This is a genomic window from Streptomyces telluris, assembly GCF_024519335.1.
Taxonomy (GTDB): domain Bacteria; phylum Actinomycetota; class Actinomycetes; order Streptomycetales; family Streptomycetaceae; genus Streptomyces; species Streptomyces telluris.
Window position 1 is genome coordinate 1 of record NZ_JANIID010000099.1, and the last position, 386, is coordinate 386.

At 61.7% G+C, this 386-nt stretch carries 1 protein-coding gene; it reads left to right on the plus strand.

Translation table 11 applies throughout. The features are described from left to right. The coding region (locus tag NQU55_RS36270; protein WP_256791883.1) for a cobalamin-dependent protein at window positions 1-386 on the plus strand (386 nt) is incomplete at both ends.

A 386-nucleotide genomic window follows, 5' to 3' on the forward strand; every position in this document is an offset into this window, starting at 1 on the left:
ATCGTCAATGACACGTTGCTGGAGGGCATGAAGGTCGTCGGTGAGCTGTTCGGGTCGGGGCAGATGCAGTTGCCGTTCGTGCTGCAGTCGGCCGAGGTGATGAAGACGGCGGTGGCGTATCTGGAGCCGCACATGGAGAAGTCGGACGCGGAGGGCAAGGGCACGATCGTGCTGGCCACGGTCCGCGGTGACGTCCATGACATCGGCAAGAACCTGGTCGACATCATCTTGTCCAACAACGGCTACAACGTGGTCAACCTGGGCATCAAGCAGCCGGTCTCGGCGATCCTGGAGGCGGCCGAGGAGCACCGTGCCGATGTGATCGGGATGTCGGGGCTGCTGGTGAAGTCCACGGTGATCATGAAGGAGAACCTGGAGGAGCTCAA